Source organism: Pseudomonas sp. EA_5y_Pfl2_R50, from assembly GCF_963970475.1.
In the GTDB taxonomy this organism is placed as follows: Bacteria; Pseudomonadota; Gammaproteobacteria; order Pseudomonadales; family Pseudomonadaceae; genus Aquipseudomonas.
In genome coordinates, this window is the sequence record NZ_CAXAPT010000155.1 from 1 (window position 1) to 466 (window position 466).

Here is a 466-nt window from a genome sequence, read left to right on the forward strand (position 1 = left end):
CGCTGGACCGTCGCCCGGACCGCCAACGTATCAGAGATCGGCAGATTGACCGTACCGCTGGCGCGTACAAAGTCGTAATTGCCTAGTTCGACTTGCGCGGTGCCCTCGACGGATTGCGTCGAAGGCCGGACGGTGACTGCGTTGACGATGCCGCCGGTGGCACTTTGGCCAAATACTGTGCCCTGAGGTCCGCGGAGTACCTCGACCCGCTGGAGATCGAGAAAATCCTGCTGGAGGGCATAAGGGCTGACGATGTAGACGCCGTCGATGTGGAAGGACGTGCCTGGCTGCGCGCTGAGATTGTCGGTGGCTTCGTAGCCGATGCCACGGATCGACACGACCCGCACGAAGCTGCCGCTGTTGGCAACCGTCAAGCCAGGAACGAAGCCGTTCATGTCGATGAGCTGCGTGATGTTGGACTGTTTGAGCGTATCGGCAGTCAGCGCAGTGATAGCCAGCGGCGCCT

General features: G+C 61.4%; 1 protein-coding gene. It reads right to left on the reverse strand.

Features of this window, described 5'->3' with window-relative positions:
- The coding region (locus AACY19_RS27205) for a TonB-dependent receptor plug domain-containing protein (RefSeq protein ID WP_339454591.1) at positions 1 to 466 on the reverse strand (466 nt) is incomplete at both ends.